Source organism: Streptomyces sp. NPDC005931, from assembly GCF_042871235.1.
Lineage (GTDB): Bacteria > Actinomycetota > Actinomycetes > Streptomycetales > Streptomycetaceae > Streptomyces.
Genome location: NZ_JBIAIG010000006.1, coordinates 361,645 through 385,357 on the forward strand (window position 1 = coordinate 361,645; position 23,713 = coordinate 385,357).

The 23,713-nt window shown below is 71.0% G+C and carries 17 protein-coding genes; 11 read left to right on the forward strand and 6 right to left on the reverse strand.

Going from position 1 to position 23,713, the window contains the following annotated elements; genetic code table 11:
• Window positions 1-207: 207 nt before the first annotated feature.
• Window positions 208-1,053, reverse strand: coding sequence for a YhjD/YihY/BrkB family envelope integrity protein (locus ACFYOV_RS17655; RefSeq protein WP_389088637.1), 846 nt, complete (start codon window positions 1,051-1,053; stop codon window positions 208-210).
• 308 nt (window positions 1,054-1,361) lie between these two features.
• On the opposite strand from ACFYOV_RS17655, the gene ACFYOV_RS17660 reads away from it, so the two are divergent.
• Entirely contained in the window at window positions 1,362-2,204 is an 843-nt protein-coding gene (locus tag ACFYOV_RS17660) for an endo alpha-1,4 polygalactosaminidase (protein WP_389088640.1), read from the forward strand.
• A gap of 122 nt (window positions 2,205-2,326) precedes the next feature.
• Here ACFYOV_RS17660 and ACFYOV_RS17665 read toward each other — a convergent pair whose 3' ends face one another.
• Window positions 2,327-2,851, reverse strand: coding sequence for a hypothetical protein (locus ACFYOV_RS17665; RefSeq protein ID WP_389088642.1), 525 nt, complete (start codon window positions 2,849-2,851; stop codon window positions 2,327-2,329).
• A gap of 608 nt (window positions 2,852-3,459) precedes the next feature.
• Window positions 3,460-4,104, reverse strand: a complete 645-nt coding sequence (locus ACFYOV_RS17670) for a CBS domain-containing protein (RefSeq protein WP_389088644.1) — start codon at window positions 4,102-4,104, stop codon at window positions 3,460-3,462.
• 400 nt (window positions 4,105-4,504) lie between these two features.
• Here ACFYOV_RS17670 and ACFYOV_RS17675 point away from each other — a divergent pair, with 400 nt between their 5' ends.
• The 5 genes from ACFYOV_RS17675 to ACFYOV_RS17695 all read left to right on the forward strand — a co-directional run bounded on the left by ACFYOV_RS17675 (window position 4,505) and on the right by ACFYOV_RS17695 (window position 10,643).
• Window positions 4,505-6,184 (forward strand): GAF domain-containing protein, encoded by a 1,680-nt coding sequence (locus tag ACFYOV_RS17675; protein ID WP_389088647.1) that lies wholly within the window; start codon window positions 4,505-4,507, stop codon window positions 6,182-6,184.
• A 784-nt stretch (window positions 6,185-6,968) separates the two neighbouring features.
• Entirely contained in the window at window positions 6,969-7,682 is a 714-nt protein-coding gene (locus ACFYOV_RS17680; protein WP_389088649.1) for a VOC family protein, read from the forward strand.
• A 151-nt stretch (window positions 7,683-7,833) separates the two neighbouring features.
• A complete protein-coding gene (locus ACFYOV_RS17685; RefSeq protein ID WP_389088652.1) occupies window positions 7,834-8,805 on the forward strand; it encodes a phosphotransferase family protein in 972 nt (323 codons plus the stop codon).
• A gap of 229 nt (window positions 8,806-9,034) precedes the next feature.
• Entirely contained in the window at window positions 9,035-9,322 is a 288-nt protein-coding gene (locus tag ACFYOV_RS17690) for a hypothetical protein (protein WP_389088654.1), read from the forward strand.
• A 964-nt stretch (window positions 9,323-10,286) separates the two neighbouring features.
• Complete coding sequence (locus ACFYOV_RS17695; protein ID WP_389088656.1) at window positions 10,287-10,643, forward strand: STAS domain-containing protein; 357 nt, start codon at window positions 10,287-10,289, stop codon at window positions 10,641-10,643.
• Between the two features lie 469 nt (window positions 10,644-11,112).
• Here the strand turns inward: ACFYOV_RS17695 and tpg are convergent, their stop codons facing one another.
• Both tpg and tap read right to left on the reverse strand, forming a co-directional pair.
• The gene (gene tpg, locus ACFYOV_RS17700) at window positions 11,113-11,670 is read right to left on the reverse strand and encodes a telomere-protecting terminal protein Tpg (RefSeq protein ID WP_389088659.1); all 558 of its coding nucleotides are present in this window, start codon (window positions 11,668-11,670) and stop codon (window positions 11,113-11,115) included.
• Between the two features lie 14 nt (window positions 11,671-11,684).
• On the reverse strand, window positions 11,685-13,901 hold the full coding sequence (gene tap, locus ACFYOV_RS17705; RefSeq protein WP_389088661.1) for a telomere-associated protein Tap: 2,217 nt from the start codon (window positions 13,899-13,901) through the stop codon (window positions 11,685-11,687).
• Window positions 13,902-14,522: 621 nt separating this feature from the next.
• Here tap and ACFYOV_RS17710 point away from each other — a divergent pair.
• The 5 genes from ACFYOV_RS17710 (at window position 14,523) to ACFYOV_RS17730 (ending at window position 22,499) form a co-directional block, all read left to right on the forward strand.
• Window positions 14,523-18,086 (forward strand): hypothetical protein, encoded by a 3,564-nt coding sequence (locus ACFYOV_RS17710; protein ID WP_389088664.1) that lies wholly within the window; start codon window positions 14,523-14,525, stop codon window positions 18,084-18,086.
• A 460-nt stretch (window positions 18,087-18,546) separates the two neighbouring features.
• Window positions 18,547-19,152 (forward strand): dihydrofolate reductase family protein, encoded by a 606-nt coding sequence (locus tag ACFYOV_RS17715; protein ID WP_389088666.1) that lies wholly within the window; start codon window positions 18,547-18,549, stop codon window positions 19,150-19,152.
• Window positions 19,153-19,624: 472 nt separating this feature from the next.
• The gene (locus tag ACFYOV_RS17720; RefSeq protein ID WP_389088668.1) at window positions 19,625-20,047 is read left to right on the forward strand and encodes a MarR family winged helix-turn-helix transcriptional regulator; all 423 of its coding nucleotides are present in this window, start codon (window positions 19,625-19,627) and stop codon (window positions 20,045-20,047) included.
• Window positions 20,044-21,336, forward strand: coding sequence for an MFS transporter (locus ACFYOV_RS17725; protein ID WP_389088671.1), 1,293 nt, complete (start codon window positions 20,044-20,046; stop codon window positions 21,334-21,336). The genes ACFYOV_RS17720 and ACFYOV_RS17725 overlap by 4 nt, the downstream gene beginning before the upstream one ends.
• Window positions 21,337-22,208: 872 nt before the next feature.
• A complete protein-coding gene (locus ACFYOV_RS17730) occupies window positions 22,209-22,499 on the forward strand; it encodes a hypothetical protein (RefSeq protein ID WP_389088673.1) in 291 nt (96 codons plus the stop codon).
• Between the two features lie 47 nt (window positions 22,500-22,546).
• Here ACFYOV_RS17730 and ACFYOV_RS17735 read toward each other — a convergent pair whose 3' ends face one another.
• On the reverse strand, window positions 22,547-23,380 hold the full coding sequence (locus ACFYOV_RS17735) for a TIGR04222 domain-containing membrane protein (protein ID WP_389088675.1): 834 nt from the start codon (window positions 23,378-23,380) through the stop codon (window positions 22,547-22,549).
• Between the last annotated feature and the right edge of the window lie 333 nt (window positions 23,381-23,713).

Below are 23,713 nucleotides of genomic sequence, written 5' to 3' on the forward strand. Positions count from 1 at the left end.
TCCAGATCTCGAACGCACAGTCGCCGCTGCTGTGGAGCACCCGAAGCGGTGCCCGTCGCCGTCCGCTGGATGGCCGACGCGTGGCGGGTCACCCAAGCGGCCCCTGAGGAGGTGCCGGAGAATGACCGGACGCCCGCGCCTTCGGCGAGGGGATCCTCCGGTCCGTCGGCGGCATGGATGACGTACGGCTGCCGGAGGCCGGGGATCTCAGTCCACGGGGCGGTGCAGAACTCGCTGTTGCCAGGCGTCGTGTACATGGCGGCCCAGGAGCGATCCGCCGAAGACCACGAACCCGACGCCGATGAGCCAGGACTGCACGACGAGCATGGTGCCGACGGGCCCGTACGTGACCGCGTTGGTCACGATAAGGGGTGAGAACACCTGGTCGGAGAACCAGCGCAGCCCACCGAGGCCCACCGTCGTGGCGACCGCACCAGGCAGCAGTGCTCTCCAGCGCACCCGCTCGCCGAGCAGGAAGTGCTGTCCCCACCAGAAGAACAACACTCCCAACAGCGAGCTGAGGACGAGGCGCAGGACCGAGTGGGCCGTGCCGCCGCGCAACACCGCACCGCTCTGCGTCTCGGCGTACAGATAGGCCGTCAGCGCGGCCAGCCACACCCAGCGGCGCCACAGGTGGTGCCACGGACCCGCGGGCACTTCCCAGATCCTCTCGTAGCCGTTCTGGACACTCGCCGCGAAGGTGACGCCGAACAAGGCGACCAGCAGCACACTGAGGGCACTGGTCGTGCTCAGCACCATGCTCGGCGCGGTGAACAACTCGCGCACCGCCTCGGCCGGGCGCCCCGACAGACTCATCCCGTCGATGACCCACAGGGCGAAGCCCCGCTCCTGGAAGGGGAGCGCCGCGGCCACGACGATCAGCAGTGGAACCAGGGTGACCAGCCCCAGCGCCGAGAAGCCCATGGCGCGGTGCAGCAGTTCCAACTCCGTCCCGTGCCGCCACAGCCGTCCGGCGACCGAGCCGCGCCAGCGGGCAGGCCGCCCTCGGCGGGGCGGTTGCGGCTCCGGAGGAACGCCGGCGGCATCCGTCATGCGTCCCTCGCTTCCCGGCGCGCCCGGAACGTGCGCCACTCGCGCGCCGGAGGATCTCGTCGTCCGGCACTCCCTGACTGGGACGACGTTCAGCGGTTCCCGAGCCGGACCGAAGCGAAACCTCTGCGGGCGCGGGTCACCCCGGGCCGGAGCGAAGCCGTCGCGGGCACGAACCGGGGCAGGAGCCGGGGTACGAGCCGAGGACGGAGACGAGCCGGCCAGAGCCCGCCGAGCGGACGTGGAAGCACCACACGGGCAGGGCATCATGGCACAGCACCGATGCAGTCCACCGACAGGAGCCACCGGCCATGGTCCACCGCGTCCCTCGCACCCTTCTCCGTGTGCCGGCAGCCGCGGCTCTGTGCGGGGCACTCGCCGTGGCCGCGGCCGGATGCGCGGCGTCCGACGGCAGGAACGCGGTCGACGCGAAGACGGTGGTCAGACCCGAGCCGGGCGTCGCCTTCGACTACCAGATCGGCGGTGCCTATCCACCGCCGGCCGGCGTGGGCGCGGTCTCCCGCGACCGCACCGCGCGACCGGCGAAAGGCGTCTACAACGTCTGCTACGTCAACGCCTTCCAGGCTCAGCCGGACGCCACCCGCTGGTGGCAGTCCCACCACCCCGAGCTGCTGTTGCGCGGAACCGACGGCACGCTGGTCATTGACCGCGACTGGGACGAGCCCCTGCTGGACATCTCGACGCCCGCCAAGCGCGACCGGCTCGCCCGAATCGTGGGCAAGTGGATCGACGCCTGTGCGACGGCCGGATACCAGGCGGTCGAGGCGGACAACCTCGACTCCCACGAGCGCTCCGACGGTCTGCTGACCGCAGCGGACAACATGGCGTTCGCCGAGCTGCTCGCAGTTCGGGCGCACCGGGCCGGACTGGCGATCGGCCAGAAGAATGCCGCTGATCTGGCCCGGCAGGGCCACAGGGCCGGCTTCGACTTCGCGGTCGCCGAGGAGTGCGGACAGTACGACGAGTGCGGCGTCTATGCGGACGCCTACGACGACCGGGTCCTCGTCATCGAGTACCGGACGGACGGCCTGGAAGCAGCCTGCGCCGACTGGGGCGAGCGGCTGTCGGTGGTGCTGCGCGACCTCGACGTCGTACCGGCAGGTGAATCCGGGTACCGCCGCCGCACCTGTTGACAGGGAGTCGGCCGAGTTCTCGAGCAGCTCCCCTCCAGCGGCCCCTGGTCCGTGAACGCCTCGGCTCGTTCGGTGCGGTCCTCGAGGGCGCTACGCCGAGGGCGAAACTCGGCTCCCGCAGCCTAGCTCCCGTACGGAGCGCCGGACGTGCGGGAACCGGAGCCGCCCGGCTCCGGCGGGGCCCATGCGGGCTTGGCCGTTGCTTCGGCAGGGTCGGGCTCGGCGAGGGTGAGCCCCCAGGAGCCGTCCTCGCCGATGCGGGCCTCGATCTCCTTCACCTGGCCGCTCCGGGCGAAGTACAGGACCACGACCTGCCGAGCCAGACCGTCGTCGTAGAAGTCCGCCGTGACGTCCCCTTCGGCGGCGGTGCCGAAGGCCTCGACCCAGTTGCGGGCCGTGGCGTCGGCGTGCGTACCGTCGACGGCGAGTGCGGCCAGTCCCTCGGTGTCACCGTCGGCAAGGCACCACACGGCCCTCTGCACCGTCTCAAGACTTCCCGTGGAGGGGTAGCCGACGACCCGCAGCGGCCGATGGTTGCTGTAGTCCGTCTGATACCTCAAAGGCTCGTCCGACGTGCAGCCCGTCAGGATGCCGCCCGCGACGACGGCGGCCAGTGCGAAGCCGGTGAGCCTTGTCGCCCGTGCCATCGTCAGAACCTCGCCTGCCGGCGCCCGGTATCAGCCGGTCGTCCGTGACGGCGCGGACACCCGCCGTCCGCGCGGTCCTGGGCCCCGGCTGGCACCGTCGGGTCCTCGAGGGAGGCGCGGGTGAGGGTGATGGTCGTCATGCTGTAGGGCCCTTTCGGGGCACCTGCGTCGGCGGCGGGCGAACGGCTGTTCCTAGGGATGGGCGGAGCAGGTCCGGGAGGTTCCCCGTGCCTCCGCTACGGGCCGTGGCAGGTGCCTGGTGTGAAGGTGACGCTTGGTCGGATGATCAGCAAGTGATGAAGGATCAGAGAGCGATCAAGGAGTCGTCAAGCTAACGCGTGACTGGTCCGTCCACATCGCCGAGGGGGCGTTTCGCTCCGCCGTGACCTGGTATGGCGTGCGGTGGGCTTTGTCACGGACACATGAGGGAACCTGAAGCCGATTCGGGCGTCCGACCTTCGTCGAGCGCACGGTCTCACCGTCTCACCCGGCACTTTCGCCTGCGGATGCGCAGTGAGGCGATGCGATGACATCCATGAGGCCTTCCTCGGCCCGGCGTCCCTGTCCTCACCCGCGACCGGCACTCGCAGCGCCACCGTCAGAACGTCTCAGTCCGCCGGAGCGGGGGCGAGCCGGGCCTCCACGGCGACGACGCCGTCGACACCCTGACAAAGGCCTACGACCACAGGAAGGAGTCCCGGTCCGGGAACGTGTCCCCGAAGGATGACGACCCCGTCGCGGACCTCGACCGCGACGGTGTCTTCCTTCAGCCCGAGGATGCGCCCCAGGACGTCGCGCTCGACCTCGCCGCGGATCTCCGCGTCGGAGCGGATCAAGGCGTCGAGCAGGTCGCTGCGGGTGACGATGCCGATGAGGAGCCCGTTGTCCCCGACCACCGGAAGCTGCTTGACGTGCCGCTTGCGCAATTCGCGCGCGGCCTGCGGAATCGTCCATTCCGCGCGGGCGGTGAAGACGGGGCTGCTCATGAGCGCGCCCGCGGTGCGGGCCCGGGCCCTGCCCCAGGAGCGCTCCTCGCCTCCGTCCTGGCCCTGCACATCGGGCATGCCGGTCTCGTGCCGCAGCACGTCGGACGCCGACACGACGCCGATGGGAGCGCCGTCGTCGTCGACGACCGGGGCCGCGACGATGTCGTTCGCGTCCAGCAGGGCAGCCACCTCATGGAAAGGGGTGTCGGGGCGGAAGGTGACGACGTCCTCGGTCATCACGTCACCGACCGTGCGGCGATACAGCATGGCACCGGCCTCCTCCGCTCACCGACGTGGCAGCCGCGGTCGGACCGCTCGGGCGGGCCCGCGCGGCGCGACCGCCTCCGCGCCCCTGTCGGCTCGTCCACGCCGTGTTGCCTACCCATGACAGCATTGCGCAGCCGCGGCGACCAGTGACGTTCGGCCTGGCGGGGTAGGGCCAAGGGCCCCATGATCAGGTGTGCGGCCGGGCGCAGAAGGGGACTGGAGGGCGGAGGTCAGTGGTGCGCGGCCGGTCCGACGGCACCGAGCCACTACCAAACCACACTTACTCTTGGGTAGGGTCCTTCGGGATATTCCTGAGTAGTTCTGATGGACAGGGGTGGCGACGGGGATGCAGGATTCCTCCGGCACGGACGACCGACGGGCGGCAGCACCGCGGTTGCGGATGGATGCACTGCTCGGCGAGCTGCAGGAGCATGTGGAGCGGGTCCGCGGGAGCCGGGACCGGATGCAGACGCTCCTGGATGCGGTGGTGGCGGTCGCCGGCAACCTGGAGCTGGAGGAGCTGTTGCGGCGGATCGTTCAGTCCGCAGCCGATCTCGTGGACGCCCAGTACGGGGCCCTGGGTGTGCTCGGGGACGAGGAGCGGATCCGGCAGTTCATCACGGTCGGCATGGACGACGAGACGATCGCTCGGATCGGTCACTATCCCGAGGGGCAGGGAATCCTGGGCCTGCTGATCCGCGAGCCGCACTCGCTGCGCCTGGAGGCCCTCGGCGCGCACGAGGCGTCGGCGGGCTTCCCGCCGGGCCATCCGCCGATGCGTACCTTCCTCGGCGCACCGGTCCAGGTCCGGGACAGGGTCTACGGGAACCTGTATCTGACGGACAAGCGTGACGGCCGGCCGTTCGACGCCGACGACGAGGCGGTGCTGCAGTCCCTGGCGGCAGCCGCCGGTGTGGCGATCGACAACGCGCGGCTGTACGAGGAGAGCCGGCAGCGCGAGCAGCGCCTGGCCGCCAGCGCGGAGATCACCCGGGGATTGCTGTCGGGACAGCCGCCGCGGGACATCCTGCGTTCGCTGGCCGACACCGTACGGGACATGACCGGCGCGGACCTCGTCACCCTTGCCCTGCCGCTGGGCGAGGGGCAGGAACTGGTCGTGGAGACGGCCGCCGGTCAGGCCGCGGACAGCGTCCTCGGGCTCACCCTGCCCGCCACCACACTCGCCGCGAAGGTCTACCGTACCGGCGAGGCCTTGACCAGCGACGCCCTGAGCGACGATGTGCTTTCTCTGGGCGGCAGTGCCTCCCTGGTGAAGCTGGGCCCGGGCTTCTTGGTGCCGGTCGGTGAGCAGGAGCACATCCGTGGGGTCCTGCAGGTCGCCAATGCTCCCGGCGGCGCATCATTCAGCGAGGCGTTGGTGGAGATGGTCGACTCCTTCGCCGACCAGGCCGCACTCGCCCTTCAGATCGCCGAACACCGCCGCGAGGCGGAGCAGCTCACGCTTCTGGGCGACCGCGACCGCATCGCCCGCGACTTGCACGACCAGGTCATTCAGCGTCTGTTCGCCGACGGGCTCACGCTGCAGGCGGTCGTGGGCCGCATCGGCGCGCACCCCGATGCGGTCGAGCGTGTCTACCGGGTGATCGACGATCTCGACGACACCGTCAAGATCATCCGATCCACCATCTTCGGCCTGCAGCACCGCGACCGCGGCAACACCACGACGACCCTGCGCACCCGACTGCTGGCAGTGACCGACGAGGCTGCCACCGCCCTCGGCTTCACCCCCACCCTGCGCATGACCGGTCTGCTCGACACTCACGTACCCCTCAGCCATGCCGACCATCTCCTGGCCGTGCTCCGCGAAGCGCTGTCGAACACCGCCCGCCACGCCCACGCCACCACCGTGGACGTCACCGCCGCCGCCACGCAGGACACCCTGAGCCTGCAGGTGGCCGACAACGGTCGCGGCATCGACCCCGCCGCCACCCGCCGCAGCGGACTGGCCAATCTCCGCAGCCGCGCGGAGGAACTCGGCGGCGCCTTCACCCTCGGCCCGCGCGAGCCATCCGGCACCTTCCTCGACTGGACGGTCCCGCTGCCGGTCCCTGCCGCCTGACCGCTCCAGGTGCGTACGCCGTCCCGTCGCCGGCGTACGCACGACAGTGGAGGTTGTCCGCCCGGGGCGGAGACCGAGCACGCGGCCCGGGCATCACTCGGACCGGCTCCGCGACCCGAGCTGCCGCTCCGGTGTCCGGCGCTCGTCCATGCCGTCCACCGTCAGCGGCGGGCCCGGGGGCGTCGGCCCTCCCGCTTCCCCGCCGAGTGGATCGCGTCCCGCCGGCCACCTCGCTGCGTCGCAGCGGGCAAGGGTCCACGGCGCCACCGCATCGGAGGGGAGCGAGGCGACGATCAGTGCCCAGGCCAGTACCGGGAACGGTTCCCGCCGGATCGCTTCGGATCCGGACCGACCAGGCGCCCGCGATGGCGAGCGTCGGGTCGACGGCACTGGCCACCGGCCGTCGGCAAGCCGCCGGCTGCCCGGCGACCGACGCCCCGTCCGAACCGCACGCCCGCGGCCACCTGACCCCACGCTTCCGTGACCCGGAAACCACGCCTCTCGCCCGGTCTCCAGGCGCAGCGCCAACTCCCCGGGTCGTGAGGAACGGACGGCCTGTTGAACCGTGCCCGGGTCGCAACCTCCCGTGTCCCCAAGTCCTCGGTCAGGGACCATCGACACCGCATCCCAGACCGTCACGGTAGGAGGACAGGGCGATCCGGCGACAAGCCCGGTCAAAGAATGGGCAGTTGAGCACTTCGGCGAGAGGAAGTCGTCATTATCCTCGTTCGGGGCGCAGACCCGCCGACAGTTGGCACTCGATGGACCGAGGAAGCGTGACCCAATGACCAGCCGACTCTTCGCACTCTCCTTCGACGCGCACGAGCCGGAGCGCCTGGCGCGTTTCTGGTCCGGAGTACTAAGCCTGGAGACAGCCCACGATCTGTACGACGGCGTCGCCCTGAAGTCGGGGAACGACGCCGGCTACCGCCTGGGTTTCCGTCCCACCCAGGCGCAGAAGCTCGCCCAGAATCGGCTGCACTTCGACCTGACCAGCTCCTCTCCGGAGGACCAGAAGGAGACCGTGGCCAGGGCACTCGACCTGGGCGCGCAGCACGCCGACGTAGGCCAGGGACCGGATGCGTCCCATGTGGTGCTCGCCGACCCCGAGGGCAACGAGTTCTGTGTCATCGCGCCGGGCAACGGTTTCCTCACCGGCTGTGGCGTCATTGGGGCGCTCGCCTGCGACGGGTCGCAGGCCGTGGGCTACTTCTGGAGTGAGGCGCTGGGCTGGCCGCTTGTCTGGGACCAGGACGAGGAGACCGCCGTCCAGTCGCCGAACGGCGGTACGAAGATCACGTGGGGCGGTCCGCCGTTGATGCCGGATCCCGGGAAGGACATCCACTTCGACCTCGCACCGGACGGCGATCAGCAGACGGAGGTCGAGCGTCTGCTCTCCCTCGGAGCGAAGCGTCTCGACCCGGCCCAGGGCGAGGACGGCGCGGTGCTGCTGGCCGACCCCGACGGCAACAAGTTCCGCTTGCTCACGCACCGGTGACGTCGACGGTGCACGAGAGGGAGGCAATACTCTCCCGCCTCGTCCGATCAGCGACGGGGCTGTCGTCGCGCGTGCCGTCGTCGCCATCGCGGAGTGACCGTTGTGAGCATGCGCCGCGAGTCCGCTCCTTCCTCGTCATGACGCTGTTGTCATGACTGAGGGCGGCGTAGTTGCTGAGGCGGACATCGATCACGTGCACTGGTGCAACACCCGTGCATGGGTGGAGCGCAGTCTCCCTCCTGGAGACCGGATTGGCGCTGTGGCAAGGCTACGAGGGGGCTGGACGTCACAGATGCGCCGCCTTGACGTCGAGGGGGAGGGGGAGCCGTATTCCCTCGTGCTGCGGTCGTTCGTCAAGCCGTTCTTCGTGAAGCATGCGTGGGGACTGCTCACGCGGGAAGCGGAGATTCTCCGGCTGCTGGCGGATACGGGCGTGCCGGCCGCTCGCCTCCACGGTGTCGATGCGGCAGCCGAGCACTGCGACTACCCGTCGCTCCTGATGTCGTTGCTTCCGGGGAACCTCCGGCTGGACGCGGCGGACGTCGAGCGGAAGACGGAGCTGTTTGTCCGTCAACTGGTGGCGATTCACGGGTTGTTGGTTCCACAGGAGGCCCGGCCGCGTACCTATCAGGCGTGGACCAGTCCGGAGCGGGTGCGTCTTCCCGAGAACTCGAAACAACCGGACGTGTGGGAGCGCGCCGTGGAGGTGATCCGCCGCCCACCCCCGGCCTATCGACCCTGCTTCCTGCACCGTGACTTCCACCCCGGCAACGTACTCTTCACGGGGGAAGGAGCCGATCTGGCGATCACGGGTGTCGTGGACTGGGTCGAGACGTCTTGGGGACCCGCTGATCTGGATGTGGCCCATTGTTCGACTGCGCTTGTCCTGTTGCACGGAGTGGAGGCCGGCCTGCGGCTCGCGGACCACTACATCGCAGCCGGTGGGATGCTCAGCGACGACCCTGCTGATCACCTGCACTGGCGTGTGCTGGACGCGCTGGCCTCCGCTCCGGACGCGGAGAAGGTCGCCGGGCCCTGGCGGGAACTCGGGAGGGAAGATCTGGCACCGGCTGTTCTCGAGCGGCGTTTGGAGGACTACCTCCAAGTGCTGTTCAGTCAGTGATTCCGCTGATGACGACTCCGTGTGGGGCGTCGACCGCCGCCGCGAAGGCACCACCGACATGCTGCCGCTGGAACCGATCCGTGCCGCCCGGCCTGACGGCACCTCGATTCCCATTCCCCGCGCGCGAACTGCGAAGCGACGTGGGCGGCTTCGCGGCGTTCATCGACCGTCGATGCTGCTGCTCAAGCCGGTGGGGCACGCCTGCGGAATCACGTGAGATCATCCAGCCATGAGCAGCGATCTGGAAGTAAGCGCTCTGGCGATCAATGTCACGATCCCGCAGGCGCTCCGCTGGACGGATACTCGACGCGGTGAAGCGTTCACGCTGACCACACTCAACGTCCGGCTTCTCCCGGACGGTCACCTCGCTGTTAAGGCCTATGGTCGACCGGTCGGTGGTGGTCGGGGCGCCTACGTCTCCTTCCCCGTCCCCGACAAACCCGAACTGGCGGCGCTGGTCTCCGACGCTGCCAGCCGTGCTGGGACGTTGTGGGCCGCCCATCGTGGTCTCGGCTGATCGCGGTTCGACTCGGTGGCGGACGGTGGCAGTCCCCGGCTTCACCCTCGCATGAGTTCCGCAGTTCATCCCGGTGCTGAACAAGATGCGGGGCCGCGCGCATGTCGGTCGCGCCCTGCAAAAGAGAGACGGCCTCCGAACGCCTGATCAACGAGCGCGAAGCCGGCGAGCATCACCACCGGCAATGGGGGAGGCTCCAGCCAGCCACCTCGCCGGGCTCTACCCGTGCATCGCCTGGTGGCCGGCCCAGACGTGCCCTCCGGGCCTCAGGTTGATGGTCGCGGCCGGCCGATGGAAGCGGTCTGGCGTCTCCTGGACCGCGAGGTGCTCCACGCCGTGCAGCGGACCGGCGCTCGTGCCGCGGGCTGTGGACACCGGACGCCCAGCGAGGAGCCATGGACGGCGACAACAGTGCCACCTTCGCAGCAAGGCATGCCTGGGGAATACCTCCCACTCGACGCACGCGGTCAATGGTCTCACCCCCTACCCGGGCCGACCTGCTGGGCGGCACCGCGCATCCCCGACGGGAACGCCTGCGTGCCATATGGCTCGAGGACTACGTCCACGAGGGCCGCTACGGAGCGCAGTCAGCAGTCGGCGCGCGCAGCCTCTCAGCTGTGCTGCTCTGCCGGGCAGTGGCCCGGCAGAGACACAAGCAGCACACGTACGGGCTCACGAGTCGCCGCAGCGTCGCGCTTCAGCTTCGGCGGCGTCCCTCTGCGGGGTGATGCACCTGGTGACACGGGCTTCATGGAACGTGCTCCCGCGGGGAGTCGCGCTTGCGGGAGGGAATGTGCGACGGTGGGCATACAACGAGACCGACCGGCTCCCCAGGGCGTCGGCCTTTCGGGGAGCCGGGCGTTGCCCCCATCCCGGGCACTCGGCCCCCCGGCCATCGTCGTCGGCCCCTCCTCGGGGGCTTCGCCTTTGGGCTCACTCACCCCCGGAAGGGGGCGCGCCCAACGTGAACATCATCACCACCATCGACGGTCCGTCCGCATGTATCACCGTGCGAGGGGACATCGACCACGACACTCTTCCCCAGCTGCGCGCTGCCGCCGACGTGCTACCGGCACACGTTACCGACCTGCTGTGGGACCTGAATCACACCCCCTTCATGGACGTCGCCGGCCTCCACCTCTTCTTCGCCCCGGCCCCCGTGAACCGAGCGGGCCGCCGGACGACTGTGACGGGTGTGCACCGGCAGCCGCTGCGACTGCTGCTCCTGGCCGCCGACCTCCACCCCGACACCTTTGACCTCGCCCGCCTGCTCCAGGACGCACCGCCCAGCGACTTTCAGGGGACGGCGAACCGGCCCTGACGAGGGCGCTCGGACGCCGATGCGGCAGCCCGCTCGCGACGCCCTGCGCCCCCTCCAGGTCCCAGCCTTCGCAACCTGCCCGTCCTGGAGCGCTCGAGCTATGTCGGGCTGGACATGAGGCGCGCGGTGACAGCCGCTGCTTCATGCGCACGCGTGGGCGTCGTTGTGCACGCCCGGCGACCGGGCCGTCGAAGTGACCGCTGCCATGTGGTCGTCGAAGCCGCCGCCTGCAGCAGCCGGTGACGTTCATGACCCGCAACCTGCTGTGAGTCGCCTCGCTCCCAGGCCCGTCCGCTGCGGGTGAGATCCGTCTCCATCGGGACCCGTCGCCGAGGGAATGAGCGACCTCGATCCGTCCAGCCCTCCATGGCCACCGCGTGACAGCCACCGCCTGTGCAGTCCGTCACTTACTGAGCGACATTCCGTTCGGTCGGCTGACGGCGGAGCCCGGCTGCGGTTCGGGGCCTGGCTACAGCTCGAACTGGAGGTGTTCGAGGTCGGTGAACTCGACTTCGAGGCCGTGGGCGCGGCGTCCGTTGTCGCGGAAGTAGACCTCGCCGAGGGCTTCGGCGGCGATCTCGCGGAGCTGGTCTTCGGTGGCGCCTGCTTGCTGGGCCTGGAAGAGGCGTGCGGCATGGTGTGGGGGGAGGGCGAGGGTGAGGTGGCGCAGCCGGGCGTCGTCGGTGCTGCCGGGGGCGGCGGTGAAGCCGAAGCGGGCGCGGGTGTCGATGACGATGCCTTCGGTGGTGGCCGCGGCCTGCCGGGCCCTGGCCCTGATCTGCGGCTGCCAGCGTGCGCGGACTTCGCGCTCGAGGCGCTCGGCGAGCTGCGGCCGGGGGGTTTTGATCTGGTCCTTCACGTACCGTTCGACGGTGCGCCGGCTGATGCCGAGCAGCTCGGCCACGCGCCGGGTACTGCGCCCGTGCCGGCGGACGAGGTAGCGCATCTGGGCGCCGGCGGACTTGGGGGCGGGGCGGGTGAAGGCGCCCTGTACCGCCCTGTCGAGTTCTTCTCCGATGGCCACCATCGCTGTGGTCCCCTCTATTCTCCGGTGTCCTTGGCGGTGACCTCGCCGGTCTTGATGTAGCGGGCGAGGTTGGCGACATGGCCCTCGGCGTGGAGCTGTTCGAGCACGTCCGCGCCCCACAGCACGCTCTGGGTGCCCTCGTGCTTGACCATGCCCGGTGAGACGCCGAGCCGGAAGCTGCCCGGCACGGTCTTGCCGTCCGCGCCGTAGGGGAGAACGTCCAGGGGGCTGGGGCCGTCGGCGGCGTAGACGGCGCAGTCGGAGAGGACCGCCACCGGGTACTGGCCGGTGGCCGCGGCGAGGTGGAGCATCTTGCGGTGCATGTTGATCCTGGCCCGGGCGATCACGGCGGCGCGGATGTCGGGGCGCCAGGTCGACCGGGCGAGCGCGGGCCAGGACTGTCCCGGCTTCCACCCGCCACCGCGCGCCTTCTCCCGGAGCTTGCCGATACCGCCCTTGACGGTCATCTTGATCGCGTCCACCACGATTCCCAGCTCCGGGTCGCGCTGTCTGTAGCCGTGCATCGCTTCGAGGAACTTGGCCGGGCTGAGCTTTTCGCCCACGCCGAGGTCCGCCATGGTGGTGACGTAGGCGTCGCGCAGCCGCTTGTACCAGCCGTCCAGGAACCGGCCGGACTCGTTACGCACCCACGCCTCCAGGGGCGCGACGTCGTAGCCGAGCTCGACGGCGTAGGCGACGGTGGGGGTGGCGTACCAGGCCGGGCCCGTCGGTGGTTCGCCGGTCGGTGTGAACGGGCTGGGCAGCAAGGCGGCGTCCAGCTCACGCCACTGCTTGCCGACCCTCACCCGGGACAGGTCCACGTGGGACAGGTCCACCAGCCAGGAGCCGGGCACCGCCGCATCGAAGGTGGGGTTGGTCAGATGCACGGGCGGCGAGGCCAGGCCGACGACCGCGCCGTTGGCGGCGGCACCGAAGGCGAGGTTGACGTCGATGCCGACCAGGTAGCGGCGCATGCACTCGGCGTCGGTCAGGTCCCGCGCCCAGTCGTAGGCCTCCTCGGACAACCGCTCCTCGGGGCCGCGCACATGGAAGCGGGGCAGGTGGGCCAGGACGGGATGCCCGTCGGGCGCCTCGCACGGCGCCGGGTCCATCGGCTCCGTGCCCAGCGACCCGGGCCGGTGCTCGGCGTGCCGCTTTCCGGTCTCGTCCGGCTTGCTCGCGCGGGTGGGCGGGTTGAGCGCGGTCATCAGCTGCAGACCCGTCACGGCGGTGGAGCCGACCGGCGTCATCACCCGCGTCGCGTACACCCCCAGCACCCGGGCCAGCTCCGCCGGCGGAAGCTGCGCGGCACGGCCCCAGGCCCGGTCGTCCAGAGCGTTCCAGGACGGGATGCACAGCTGCACGCACCGCCGTCGGCCACCCTCCGCTGGGCGGTAGATCCGCGCCCACGGCCCGAACCCCCGCCGGGTGAGCTTCCACTCGGCACGCTGAAGCTGCCTGACGACCTTGTGCCCCTCCGGCAGACGCCCGGCGTGCCGCTCGGCCTCCGACAGCCGATCGGGCAGGCCGTACCGCTCGCACGCCGCCGGAGTCAGCACCAGCAGCGGGTCGGCATCCTTGCCCGAGGAGTGCAGCCGCTCCGCCCCCAGCCGCGCCTCGGCCAGCGCCCACTCGACCAGTGCGGGCAGCGACCTGGCGGGCACGTCCAGAATCAGACCGCCGACGCCGTATCCGGTCACATTCCTCTCCGCATCCGCGTCGAGGACGAGCAGCGGGCCGTGCGCATACGCACCCCCGGACACCGGCGTGCCCACCGGGGCGGCGTTGGGTGCGCCCGGGCGGCGCGGCCCCTGCGACGACCCGGCGGCATGCGACGGACGCGACGCCGTGTCCGGCCCGTCGGCAGAGGGACGAGCGGATACAGCCTCCCCGGCCGGAGCCGTGGTCACGGTCTCTGACCTCCCGGCCTGGGCCGCAGGCTGAGCTGCTGCTGCGGGCGTCGCCTCGAACTCTTGGGGGGTGTCCTCGGGCGCGGGGTAGAGCTGGGCGAGCTGCTTGAGCAGGCGGGCGTAGGCCTCCCGCTCCGGCGGCCGCGGCTCGGTCTTGCCGGTCTCCCAGGCGCCGACGGTCGCCCGCCGCACCCCCAGGGCGGCGGCCACCTCGTCCAGGGTGAGCGCGTGAGCCTGACGCAACCGCCTGCGCTCTGCCGGTGACGGCAACGGGGACCGGGACGCAACGAGCGCGTCGACCGCGTCGAACAACTCGGACATGGGCACCTCCACCCTCCACCCTAGGCGCACGGCGAACATATCGCGCACATCTTCCGTTCCCGACCCGTACGAAGGGCGGTCGGGCGACGGGGCTCGACCGTACTTGGGGTACCGAGCCGAGTTACGGGCCCCGCTGGCGTGCCCCGGGCGCTGGTGCGACTCAGCGTTGGCCTGGCCTGCACCACCGGGTGTGGGCGGCGGTGACCTCCGACAGCCCGCCCGGCAGCCTCAACCCATTGGACGAAACCCGGGCGCGGGAACCCGCACGTCGACCCTCGGCCGGACCCGGCGCCCGGGTGCCTTCGCCGGTCGGCGGGCTCCTGAGCTGCTGCCGTCGGCGGCGCCGCCGTCGGTCCGGCTTACCACCCTGCGCAGCCGAGACACCGAGACCGGCGCCTTGGAGGTGCTGGAGTCCCGCCCTTATGACGCACCCGGAGCCGCGCGAGGACCTGCGATCACCGGCAGGATCGCGGTGTGGCGAGATGACCACCGCGGAGGTCCGGGGCGCAGGGCTCCGGCAAGCCCCCGGCAGGCCCGTTGGCAGGGTTTGTCGGCGGGGCGGACGAGGCCGGCCACTGGTGCCCCGTGGGATTGTCGGTGGCCGTATCTAGCATGGCGACCATGACGAGGACGCAGGTGGGGGCGGCCGGGCGGCTGCTGCGCGAGATGGTCGGGGCCGGTCAGGTCGTGGAGGACACCGGGACTTGGGGTGGTGCGGCGCCGGACGTGGTGGAGCGGGCGCGGCCCGCGCGCTCGGTGGCTGCCAAGGTCGCCGTTGCGGGGGGAGTCGACCCCGAGGCGTCCGCCTTGCTGGAGCAGTTGGTGGAGCGTCACCTTGGCGCGGACATGGCCCGCTGGCGGGAGCTGTACGAGGCACTCGTCGGGTTCCGTGGCAGCCTGCCCGAACTGCTCGCCGCACCGCCGGTGCCGCCGGAGTCCGAAGGCGCGCTTCGGCCGCCCGCGCCCGGCAGTGTCCATCGCACGCTCGGCCTGCTCCTCGAGCACGCGGAGCCGAGTCACGCCGCGGCCGCCTTTGCTGCCCTGCCCGAACGGTTGACGTCGGAGCTGCTGGCCGGCGGCACTCACCCGGCGTCCACCCTCGTCGCCGCCGTCGTCGAGCACGGCGACACGCGCACCCGGGCGGCCCTGGCCCGCCATCCCCGACTCGACACCCGGGTCCTGGCCCGACTGGTCGTGGTCGGCGACGCCCGGGTCGCCGCAGCCGTCTACCGCAATCCGCGCACGACGCAGTCCTTGCGCCGCACCATCGTGAACCGGCTCGACGCTGTTCCGTTCGACAGCGCCCTGCACGCCGAGCTGACGGCGCCGCGCGGCCAGGTTCCGCGCACCTGGCTCACCCCGCTGCTCGGCTCGGGCGACCCGCAGCTCGTAGTGCCGGCGCTGCGGTGCGGCGTCCGCCAAGTGGCCCAGCTGTATGCCCTGCTGACCATCTGGGAGCGCACCGGCCCGGACGCCGTGCGCGCCCTGCTCGGCGACCCCGCAGCAGCCACCTGGCTCAGCCGGGCGGTCGTGGACACGGTCACCCGGGCCCTGGCCGCCCCGGACGGCGACGGGCCGCGCCGACTGCGCGCAGGGTGCGAGCCGTACGAGGATCCGGCCCGACTGCCGGCGCTGCTCGCCACCGCCAGGGGCACGAGCACCCTGCGCGACCTCCTGTCCGAGCCGTACGCCCACGATCTCGACGCCCTCGCCGAGGCGCATGCCGTGACTGCGTTCATGCCCAAGGCCTGCGAGGAGCTGGCCCGCCACGAGGCGGCGAGTGATGCCCAGCGCGAGGCGTTCCGGCTGAGTGTCCTCAACGAGCCGTGGCGGGCCGCGGGCCGTCGCGCGGGGAACACCACTCCGCCCGCGCGGCGCCTCGCCGAGGAGGAACTCGACGACAGCGCCGCCGTCTGGGCGGAGGGTATGGCGGTGGCGGGGTACCTCGATCCGGTCCAACTGATCGGCACCGCGCGCCCCGCCGCCTCCGCCCTGGCGGCGCTCACCCGCCTCGCCGAACGAGACCTGCTGGGCACAGCGGCACTCGCCGAGTTGAGGGCATTGACGGAAGCGCATCTGGGGGAACGGCAGCAGGCATGGGCTGCGCTCGACGTCCTGCTGCCCCACCACGGGGGAACAGTCGCGGAGCTGATCGCCACGGCGGGGAAGGCCCCGGACGCGACCGCCGCGCCTGAACCACCGGCCGAGCCCTATACACCGGCCCCGGCCGAACCAACGGCCGAGGGCGCCGCCGAACCCCGGTCGGCAACCGAACTCGTACCACCGGCCTGCGCACCTGTATCCCGACGGCCTCTGTACCGGCGCGAGCGCATGCACGCTCTGGCAGCGCTCGACCTGCTGTACTCCCTCGCCCCGGACGGTGCGCCCCGGCCGAAGGATCCCGAGGTGCTGCGCGCACTGACCATGTACGAGCCGGCGACGGCGCCCGGCCTCGCCACGCCTGGCTGGTTCGCCCTCGCCTGCGCCGCCCACGGCATCCCCGCCTCCCGGGACGGCCTCGCGTACGAGGCGCCCAGCCTCGCGCAGGTGCGTGCGCGACTCCCTGAGACGTACGGATCCGGCGCACAGCACATCGAGCGCGCCTACGTCCAGGGTGTCCTGCCCGCCGAGGAGCTGCTCTCCCTGCTGCCCGCCCGGCGCCTGCTCCTGCTGCCCCACGACTGGCGGCGGCTCGCGTTCGCCGAAGCGTGGCGGGCCGCGCTCGCCCGTCGACTGCGCGCCGAACTCGGCACCGGCGCCCACGCCTGGCTCCACCTGGCCGCGACCGTGACTGCGTCGGAAGCCGCCTCCGAGGGTCTGACCTGGGCGCAGTTGCTGGAGCGTGCGCGATCCGGTGCGAACCCTGCAGCCCGCCCGGGAGCATCCCCCGGCAGGACCAGACCGACTACTCCCGACGAGGCCATCAAGCTGCTGGAGCACGGCGACCATCTGTGGGCCTGGCCGGAGGGCACCCTGCTCTGCCTCGCCGACCCCGAGGTGGTCGACGCCGTACTGCCCCGACTCGGCCCCGACGGACCCTGGCTGCTCGCCGCCTACCTGCTGCGCCACGACCGCACCCCACAAGCCGTCCTCGACCGGCTGCTCGCGGACCGCGACCAGGACGCGCTGCGTGTCCTCGCCGTCCAGTCGCGGTGGATGGAGCGCAGCGGCGCCGTGGAGCGCCTCGTCGACCTCGACGACCCCGACGTCGACCTCGCCCTGCTGCGGCACTGGAACCCCTGGCCCGTCACCCACCGCATCGTGATCCGGTCACTGCCCGAGAGCGGACGGCCGTCCCTGGGCGCCCGGGTGCTCGCCGACTGGCGTGCCGGGAATAGCGCGCGGCCGGCCGGCGGTCTGATGTGGCTGGGCTCCGGCGAACCCGACCTCGTGGAGGAACTGCTCGAAAGGGAGGGCTCACGGCTCGGCCTCGCGCATCAACTACTCGGCTGCCTACGCCTGCTCGAGCACGGCGGCGCCGACCGTCTGGCGCGGCTTGCGGGGCGCAACGTGCTGGGACGCTCCGCCACCACCGTGTGTGCGAAGGCCCTGGCGTCCGCCCACCCCGCCGCCGTCCTCCGCGCCCGGCTGGACCGCGAACTGGCGCCGGAGAAGCTCGTCCGGAAGCTGCGGCGTGCCCGGCACGCCCGACACGCCCGTGACCTCGTCGAGTCCCACCCGCCGGGCGAGCCCTTGAACTGGACCGCTCTCGAAGCCGCCCACGTCCAGGAACCGCTGCCGTACTGGCAGGACATCGTCCGCCTGGACGACGTCCCCGAGGACCTGAAACTGCGGCATGCGGCACTGCTGCCCGAGCCGGGCCCCGACGGGCTGCCTGGCAGCGCGCAGCTCACCCGGGAGCGGGCCCGGCACGGTCTCGGCGGCCAGTTCCGCTGCGCGCCGACCACCCAGCTGGACGGGCTGCTTGGGGCGGGGCTGCTCGACGGCGGGGACCTGGTGCGCCTCGCTGCCCCGGCCGCGCGCCTGCTCGCCTACCTGGGCGCCGCCGCCCGCCGCACGGATGCCCCGCCCCAGGCCGCCGAGGCCCGGGCTCTCCTCACGGACCTCGTGCGCGCCCGCCTCGGCACGGATCCGACGGCCTGGCGCCGGGTCACTGAGCGGCTGGCCGGCCTGGACCCCGAGTGGGATGCGAACTCGACGGTGGATGCGCTGCTCGCTGCCTAGTACGGCAACCACCGTTGCGGTAGCGGAGTCCGTCTCTTCGGTGGGTTGATCGGTTGATCGGATGAAGCTGTGCGGTCGGCCGATGGATCGGCACACCCCCTCGTCCGGAACAAGGGCGTCCGCATGAACGGAATGGCGGACTCCCCGCCGTGCTGGCGCCCACTGGTCGGACGGTCTCCCCGGCCATGGTGACCCGATGCCGGGTCCAGCCGACCGCCCCCACGGCGGGGTCGGAGGCGGAGCTGAACGCCCGTGACTGGTGCGCGGGGCACCTCCACGAGGAGCGCCTCACCCAGGCCCCCTGGCATCTGAAGAATTCCACTGCGACAGGGCGGTCGCGGACATGTGCGTGGCTCCCGCGACCGGCCCGTTCGTGGTGGGACAGCGCCGCGCCGCCAAGGCCCCGCCGATGAGTTTCCGGTCGCCGCGCAGTCCACCCGTCGACATGAAGGAGCACACCATGCGTAAGATCATCGTTTGCACGTTCCTGTCGCTGGACGGCGTCATGCAGGCACCGGGCGGTCCGGACGAGGACGCCGAGAGCGGCTTCGACCACGGCGGCTGGCAGAAGCCGGTGTCCGACGACGAGGTCGGCGCGGCTGTCGCCGGCTGGTACGAGTCCTCCGACGCGATGCTGCTCGGCCGCAAGACGTACGACATCTTTGCGGCGTACTGGCCGACCGCCGATGCCGGAAACCCGTTCACCGAGCGGATGAACAGCATGCGCAAGTACGTGGCGTCCCGGACCCTGACGTCCCTGACGTGGGAGAACTCCACGCTGCTGGAGGGCGACGTCGTCGACGCCGTGCGTGCGCTGAAGGTGTCAGACGGCGGTGACATCAACGTCGTCGGCAGCGGCGACCTCGCCCAGACGCTCATGCGGCACGACCTGGTCGACGAGTACCGGCTGACCATCCATCCGGTGATCATCGGTACCGGCAAGCGACTGTTCGCCGACGGAGCGGTCCCCACCGCTCTGGAACCGGTCAGGGTCTCGACGACGGAGAGGGGCACCGTCCTCGGCGTCTACCGGCCGAGCGGCAAGCCCAGCTACGACAGCTACTGACCTTCTGTCTCTTTGCTCAGCGCCGTGTCCCAGGACGATGGCGGCGAGGTGGAGCGGGGCCTGGTTCCGGCGACGGCAAGATCGTCGCATCGGGGCCAGGCCGCGCCACTGTTCGAGGCGCTTGGTGCATCGTCCAACGGGGTGGGCGCTGTCTGTGGGCATCGGTTCGGAACCCGGGCGGGCGCCCACCCTGGCGGCCGCGGCGCCGGCTGGCTGCGGGCCGCTGTCGTGAACGGTTTCCACTGGCTCCTGGGCCGGCAGTCGCGACCATGCGACGACCTCATGGCCTGCCGACGGTGTCTTGAATCCTCCGCAACCCTCTGCGGATCGGGACCGCGTACAGACCCTCCGTCGGTGCCACCCGTGGAACACGAGCTGTTTATTCCAGCGCTGTTATATTAGTGCTGTGACATCTTCGGATCCCACAGTGCGACCCGATCCCTGGCGCTCCCTGCACGAGCTGCTGGCAGCCATGGATGCGGAGATCGAGCAGGTCTACGCCGGGCGTGGCATCGAGGGGGTGCGACCCCGGTTCGCCTATCCGCTGATCCGGCTCGCCCACACCGGACCGCTGACCATTCGGGAGCTTGCGAAGTCCCTGGGCCGCTCCCACTCCGCGATCAGTCAGACCGTCGCCGCAATGCGCAAGGAGGGTCTCGTCACCTCCGAACCGGGGCCCGACGCCCGAACCCGGCGCATCGACCTGACCGAGCGCGGCCGTTCGTTGGTGCCGTTCCTGGAAGCGGAGTGGCGCGCTACCCATGCAACGGTCGCCGAGCTCGACGGTGAAGTCCCGTACGCGATGACCACCGTTGTCGAGGACGTGCGGAGGGCATTGGAACGCCGGTCGATGCGGCAGCGGATCCTCAACCACCTCGTCGAGCCTCCGCAATGAGGGGATGTGACCGCGTCCGGTTCCTCGACACCCGCCCACTGCGGAGCAGCCAGCCGTTTCGGGACCTCTGGATCGGTACCTCCGCCTCTCAACTGGGCGCGCAGACAGCCACCGTGGCGGTGCTGGCCCAGGTCTGGGAACTTACCGGCAGCCCGGTGGGAACCGGTGCCATCGGGCTCGCCACGGGCCTGCCGATGGTGTTGTTCGGGCTGCTCGGCGGCACGTTGGCCGACACCTTTGACCGCCGTGCGGTGGCGCGTGCCACGGCTGCGGTGCAACTGCTGGCCGCCGTAGGGCTGTGCGCCCAGGCCCTGGCGGACCATCGCAGCGTATGTGTGCTGCTCGCCCTGGTGGCCGTGGGGACGAGCTGCAGCGCTCTCGGCGCACCTGCTCGTCGCACCTTCCCCGTCCGGTTGTTGCCGAGCGATCAGGTCGCAGCCGGCCTTGCACTGATGAACGTCTCCTTTCAGGCAGCGATGATGGCGGGGCCCGCGATGGCCGGGCTGATCATTGCCCGTTGGGGTTTTCCTGCCGCATACATCGCCCAGGCCGTGGCCACCGCAGTGTCGGCGCTCGCCTGGATTCGCCTGCCTGCCATGCGGCCAGAAGGCGCCGCTGCGGCCGGCGGCAGGCGCCGGCCAGAGCGAGGCGGTTGGCGGGTCCTGCGCCGCCCGACGCTATGGGGCTCAATGGCCACCGACGTGTCCGCGACGCTCCTCGCCATGCCCGTCGCGCTCTTCCCTCTTGTCAACGAGATCCGGTTCGGCGGGAACCCACGAACCCTCGGCCTGTTCCTCTCGGCCGTCGCGGTCGGTGGAATCACGGCCGGCCTGCTCTCCGGCACGGTCACACGTTGGCGCCGTGGCGGCCTGGTACAGCTGTCCGCCGCCGCCGTCTGGGGCTTGGCACTGGCCTGTTTCGGCCTGGCGGAAGCGTTGTGGCTGGCGCTCGTCTGTCTGGCCCTTGCGGGCGCTGCCGACACGGTGTCAGTCGTCACCCGGGGTGCTCTGGTTCAGCTGGAGACCCCGGACACGTACCGAGGGCGGGTCTCCTCGGTGGAACACGTCATCGGTGTCGCGGGGCCCGAACTCGGCAACTTCCGCGGCGGCCTGTTGGCCTCGGCCACCTCCGCCTCCTTCTCGCTCGTCTTCGGCGGACTGTCCGCCATCCTTGCGATCGCCGCTGTCGCCGCGACCAATGCCCCTCTTCGCGCCTACCGCACGCCACCTCCTGCCGCAAAGCCGACTGTCCCGGAAGCCAAGGAAGCGGCGGCCGGACAGGGGTGCTGACTCCACGCCCGGCAGGGGGGCGTCAGCGGCGCAGGGCTCTGCTTGCGGGAGTCATGCTCGTCGGCGGTGTGCGGATCCAGGGCGTGCGGCCGACTGCGTGAGCCGACGGCGAGACACCGATGTGGTTGCCCGGGGGCCGCCCCGACTGCGCGGCAGAGTTCTGTTGGCTCCATACCGTGTTCCCTCATCGTTGAGTACACATACAATTCCGGGACAACGGCGGCGCCCCCGATGTCATCGTCGACGCAGGTCTCGCCACGTACACGAGAATCGACACAATCGGCGCCTGGCTCGCCGAGGACTGCACCGAGGACCGTACCAGCCACCCCGCGAAGAATACGTTTGCTTGATGGCCGCGCTCCTCGACGAGGACTGGACAACCGAAGGCGCCGTCCCGGCCGCCCTGTGCAACCAAAGCCGTTCCCGCAGCCGTCCACCGCTGTACGGCGCTGCGCCGTGTCGAGGCGGCCGGCCCGTCGGGCGACCGTGAGCGGCCGAACCGACCTGGCGAGTCGAAGCAGCCGTTGCATCAACGGCGTGGTGGGCATCATGCCGCCATGAGAGGTGTCGGCGAACGGGGGCGCGGCGTGAACGACGGGATCGGGAGCGGCCGGGGGCGCAAAGTGGCCGCCGCGGGGAAGTGGCTGTGGACCGTCGTCGTCCTACTCCTGCGGTCACGGGAAGTGTTGGTTTTGGTGGGGAACGCGGCCACGCTGCTGGCCGCCGTGACCGGGGTCGCGTACCACTGGTCACGGGAGGTGACACCGGCAGGGTATGCCGTGATCCAGGCAGCCTGTCTGCTCTGCCAGGCCCTGGCCCTGCCTCCGGTCGCATGGCCGGGCCGCGGCGCGACGCGAGGAGACGTTGCCGGTATGGCCGAGCTCCACCAGAGCGTGACGTTGTCGGTCGTCTGCGGTTCGTGGATCCTCGGTGCGTTCCCGGTGCTGACCGTTCTGCTCCTGCTCGACGGCACGGACGATCGCGCGGTGGCCGCCGTGTGCAGTTCCGGAGTGGCTGTCCTGCTGGCGGGCATGGTGGGACTGATCGGGGCGGTGATTCTGTCCGCCGGGGCCGCCGAGCGGGCCCAGGACACCGACCGCGCGGGAACGACGTACTCACCCGGGGACGTGGAGGTCCCGGACTTCGGGGACGGCGGCGATTGAGCGGCGCGAACGCTTCGCCGGGAGCGAGTGTCTGATCAGGGCTCTTCTCACAGGCCGCCGCCGAGGCCCGGCGGGTCGTCGAGCAGCTCAGTGGAGGGGGACGGGTCGCGCGTGGCGTCATCGAGGGGGCGCAGCTTTCCGGACATGGCGCCGGAACGGACGAATTCGCCCAGGAGCAACGCGTCCTGTCTGGACAGATCGTCGTTCGAGGACCGAACCCAGAATTCGGGGTCGCGTCCGAAGCGGTCGCTGCCCTGGGAAGCGGTGACGGCCCGGCGTCCCGCCTCGGTCACGCCGGTCCTCAGCTTCTTGTCGTGGCGCTGGCCGAGCGTGCCGCCGATCAGCACAACTGCCGTAGCGCCGAGGAGGAGCAGAGCCAGTCGCCCCTGTCCGGCCGACATCCTCGCGGCAGTGACCAGACCCATGGTGCCGGAACACAGCAGCACCATCAGCACACAGAGGTGCGCCGTGCCGGCAGCGCGGCAGCGAGACGGACTGTCGACGAGACCCTGATCAGCCAGACGCTCGCCGATGGCTTCGATGCTGCGGCTCGCGGCGAGCCCGTTCCAGCACGTCCATGTCCTGCGTCGCGGTGCCAGGCCGATGGCCTTGATGACAGCGGCTTCGACCTCGTCGCGCGGGACGGGATCGGTGATCGTGACCACTCCGTCCTTGGCGGTGAGTCGACCACCGAGCATCATGGCAACCATGGCCGTCCGGGCGACCCAGGGCTGCTGCCCGGTCAGATACGCCAACTCGTACAGGCTCAGTGCCTGCCCAGGTGGGCGTGGCCTGACCGGTGCGTGGGCGAAGCGCCGGTACGCCCGGCGGAACCACACCAGGGCGACCGCGGTCAGCAGATACAGCACGGCGAGCACCACGACCCACGCCATGGCCGCCCCCTCCGGCATCCGGCTGTACGAGCATGCATGGCCTGCCCGGTACATGCCCGTGCGGGCGCTGCACCAACCTGAGCGGCACAGGGGCATGCGTCCGCCCGTTTCTCCGCGAGCGCCCGCCGGGCTCCCGCATCGTTTCCGGCAGCGGACGCACACCCTCCCGTACGGTGCCGCCATCCTCGCCTACGCCTACGCCTGTGCAGCGGCCGGCCTCCACACCGGAGGCGGCCGGGACGCGGTCGACCGCCACGCCCCACTTCCGCGCGGTCCATGAGAGCGAGCCGCCGTCCCGCTCCTGCCACGCGCGGTCCCGTG